The 3,897-nt window shown below is 64.2% G+C and carries 2 protein-coding genes; both read left to right on the top strand.

Annotated elements, in window-relative coordinates; all coding sequences use genetic code 11:
- Positions 1-233 precede the first annotated feature (233 nt).
- A complete protein-coding gene (locus ACIHCX_RS38040; RefSeq protein WP_400037992.1) occupies positions 234-860 on the top strand; it encodes a hypothetical protein in 627 nt (208 codons plus the stop codon).
- Positions 861-1,266: 406 nt separating this feature from the next.
- Positions 1,267-3,318: a restriction endonuclease gene (locus tag ACIHCX_RS38035; protein WP_400037990.1), complete on the top strand. Its 2,052-nt coding sequence runs from the start codon at positions 1,267-1,269 to the stop codon at positions 3,316-3,318.
- The last annotated feature ends 579 nt before the right edge of the window (positions 3,319-3,897 follow it).

Below are 3,897 nucleotides of genomic sequence, written 5' to 3'. Positions count from 1 at the left end.
GCGCAATCCCCGCAACTACCTGGCCTTTCTCGGACTCGCCGCCGCCCTGTGCTGCTACAAGAGACTCCTTCGCCTCACCACGTAGGACACGGTCTAAACCCCTGCTCGCGCCTAGCCTGCCGCGGGCACCAGTAGGACCCGTAACGCCATGTGGCCGGATCGCTCCCTTGTTGGTCCTTCGTGTACGTGTCACACAGTTGATAGGCGGGGTGACTGAGGGAGGGGGACTCTGTATGTCCGTGCTGGGTAGCGACCGCGGTGAGCCGTCGGACTGGGCCGTGGAGCGGTTCGGGCGGCACGCCAGCAGGCTCGTCGAAGCCGTCCCGGAGCAATTGGCGAGGGCCCATGCACGGGCTCACGCAGTACACCTCACCGCGAGACTGAAGAAGCGCAGCCCCTACGGTTCAACCTTGGCGGAGGCGGTGCGCGAGAACCTGGCGGACACTGCGCGGCAACTGGGAGAAGCCGTGCGGGACCTACGCGGGTACGAGTACGCCGTCATCAATGACCACGCGCTCTTCCCCTTTAAGTACGCCAACCGGCTCAAGCCGCTCGAACGGGCGCGGTTGGCTGCCGACGCCTCCCCTACCCGCCGCCGCATGCTCTTGAGTCACGGGCCGGAGCCGGAGGACAGCCTCTTCCCGCTGGATGACGGGTACACGACTCAGGAGTACGAGGATCTGCACGAGACCTTCGAGGCACTGGGCGCGTCCACGAAGCTGGTGTGCCTCTTCTTCACCGCCGACCCGGAGAACGGCATCCACGTGATCCACTGGGGAGACGGGCGCCTCGAGCCGGACCGTACCTTCACCTGGCCCTACAGCGAACAGCTGCGGGTGGCGACCCAGCCTCTTGAGTAAGCCGTTCCGATGCTGGGCCGTCTCTGGGCCGTGCGAGGGTGCCCGAGGCCGACCGACGGCGACCGACAGTGACAGACGAGCCACCGCCGTCACCAGCGAAAGCCCAGGTCAGCACCCTCAGAGCTAACGGGTTTCCGCGTAGGGGTGGCGGTACGGCAAGATGGGGTGTTTCTTACCGCAGCCCAGTCAGTCCCCACTCGCAACAGCACCACGGCGAAGCTCCCGTCGGTGTCCTCCACCACATCGTCGAAGGTGCGACGAGGCAGGACTCCGATCCCGTACTCGAACAGGTCGCCGTCGACCGAGTTGTTCGTGTCGGTAGTGGCTTCTGAGGTTCTGCCGTCGTTGTCAGTGGATCCCCCTACTCTCAGGCGAAGATACGAGTACCGCAGTAAAGGGGGAGCAGATGCACAGCCGTCAACCCGTACCCGCCAAGCCGTGGCGCGACCGGGTCAACTCACTCGGCTACATCCAAGGTGGTACGGAGGCTCAGGCGGATCTGCTTCGACAGGTGCTCGTTCAACTGCCATGCGACGGTAAGGAGTCTCTGGAGTGGCGGACGCCGGAAGGGAAGAGTGTCAGCGCCCGCTGCGAGGACTTGTGCCGGCGGGTGCTCTCCGCTCCGGGTCTCGCCGAACGGTCGGCCGGGGCCCAGTGGCAGCCGAGCACCTACGCACGGCAATGGCTTGAGAACAAGGACAGCTCCTTCCTGGCCGCCCATCTGCACGCTCGTGTGAAGTTCTTCGGCGAACTCCTCCTGGCTATTGGGGACCAAACAAAGCAGGTGGACTTGTTGAAAGTAGCGAAAGGGACGTACGGGCTGAACTGGACAAGTTTGTCACCCGTGCGGGACCGCACGGGATGGCTCAGGAGCCTGGGGATGATCGAGCTGTGGGGCCAGAGGGTCGTTAGGACCGAGCTGGGGGATGCCCTGCTAGAGGTCCTCCCCCTCTGTCCGCCCGAGAGCGCCCGGGGGGAAGGGGAGGAGCCCGCCGAATCGGACGACGATGAGGAGGGACCGCTGACACTCTTCGGCGATTCCCTGCAGTTGGAGCAGGTCGACCTGAAGAACCGCCGCGCTCTGATCGGCTACATCCCCCGGGGGAACGCTTCCGACAACCGTGACGGGGATTCGACCCTGACGGCGACCGCCGCCCTGCGAAGGCTAGTGGCCCTGTTGGGTGACGGTGCGGGACTCGAGGAGTTCAGCGAGCTATGTGGCAGCGAGTTCGGCATTAGCAAGACGTCCTTCACCACGATGATGCACGCCCTGCGGCACACCGGGCTTATCGAGCAGACGTCGTTCAACCACTTCGCACCGAGCGAGGACGCGCACCGACTCGTCGACCAGGGGAATGAGCGACTGCTCGCCGCGTATCTGCATGCGCGATACCTGTTCTTCGGTGAGATTCTCTGCCACCTGAGCAAACCCGCGACCACCTCAGCGTTGGTGACCCTGGCGAAGGAGATGTACGGCTACGCCCAGGCGTCGAACGGAGAGATCCGTCTCAGGCTCGCCTTCCTCCAGGATGCAGGTCTCGTCGAGCGGGTGGACTGGCAGCGGTTCCGTGTCACTGCGGCCGGACGAAGTTTCGTCAAGAACCTGACACTTCAGCTGCCGGTCGAAGCAGAACCGGAGGAGACTGATCTGGCAGGACCGCAAGACGCGTCCGCTTTGCCGGTGCCTGAAGCGGTCATCGCCCAGCTGCGGCAGTACGGCAATGTCGGTACGGATAGCCGGGAGTTCGAGGAGGCCGTCGGCCGTGCCTTTGCCTTCCTCGGGTTCCAGGCTGAGCACCTCGGTGGCTCGGGCCGCACGGACGTCCTGGGCATTGCACAGCTGGCCACAAAGGACCGCTACCGAATCATCGTGGACGCGAAGAGCTCAGGGAACGGCCAAGTGGCCGAATCTAGCGTCAAGTTCGACGCACTGCGCGACCACAAGCGCAAGCACAAGGCTGATCACGTAGTCGTAGTGGGGCCGGAATTCGCTCCACGGCTCAAAAACTGGGCGGTGGAGAATGAGGTCATCCTGCTCCGCATCGAGGATCTCGCTACCCTACTCGACCGCCACTCGCGAAACCCGATGCCCCTCACCGAACTGCGGGATTCCTTTTCCCACATCGACACGTTCAACGACGACCTAGCCGAGCGATACCAGGCACTGGAGCGGCGCTCGCTGCTGGTGCGCAGGATCATCGACCTGGCCTTCCAGGAAGCCGTGGACGAGGACCCCATCGACGACGGGTACATCAGCGTCGAGAACATCATCTATGCCTTGCGGAAGGAGTTCACTCCCCGCCCGTCCCGGGAGGAGGTGGACGAGCTGATCGCGTTCCTGTCGAGTCCCGTCGTGGCCGCGTTGGAATCCACCAAAGGTCGCCATAAGCTGATCGACTCGCCCCGGAACGTGGCGCTACGCCTGGCCGGTCTGGGCGGTGCCGTCGCCACGGGTTAAGGGGACAGCGGTGGACCACCAGCGGCGCTCGGCTGACATCCACGTCTGACATCAACGACGTCGGTCAGTGTCATACAGGAGCGCCTCTATCCGGACGGCACAGCGAAGGAAGACTGCGTCACACCCAGCCTTGGATCGAACTCCTAAAGCGGGTGTCACAGGTACGAATCCTGCCGCCGGCACAGACAGAAGGACCAGCTCAGGAGAAGTTTCCTCCCAGGCTGGCGCTTGGCCGACATGGGTGACTCTGGTCGGCCCGTAAAAGCGTGGCTGAAGCCGGTGGGGGTACAGCGAGGCATACGCGCGCCTAGTCTGTCGGCGCACCCGCCGTCGTGGCTGACTGTCGTCGGCTGAGGCTCGTGCCACAACCGTGCCACGTGTAGGGGTCAGTCACGGTCAACACCGGTGTACTGCGGCCGAGTAGCCGCTCCCTTCCTTGGCCAGCCAAGCCGCAGCTCAGGCCCGACATCACCCAGCCTCTCTCCTAAGACCGTGTCCTACGTGGTGAGGCGAAGGAGTCTCTTGTAGCAGCACAGGGCGGCGGCGAGTCCGAGAAAGGCCAGGTAGTTGCGGGGATTG

It is taken from the genome of Streptomyces sp. NPDC052043, from assembly GCF_044548235.1.
GTDB lineage: Bacteria > Actinomycetota > Actinomycetes > Streptomycetales > Streptomycetaceae > Streptomyces.
The sequence above is the reverse complement of the archived record's forward strand: the minus strand, read 5'-3'. Positions and strand labels throughout refer to the sequence as shown.

What these genes read in the sequence shown, in the direction of transcription:
- ACIHCX_RS38040 (WP_400037992.1), top strand. Translation starts at nt 234, where the DNA reads ATGTCCGTGCTGGGTAGCGACCGCGGTGAGCCGTCGGACTGGGCCGTG.
- ACIHCX_RS38035 (WP_400037990.1), top strand. Translation starts at nt 1,267, where the DNA reads ATGCACAGCCGTCAACCCGTACCCGCCAAGCCGTGGCGCGACCGGGTC.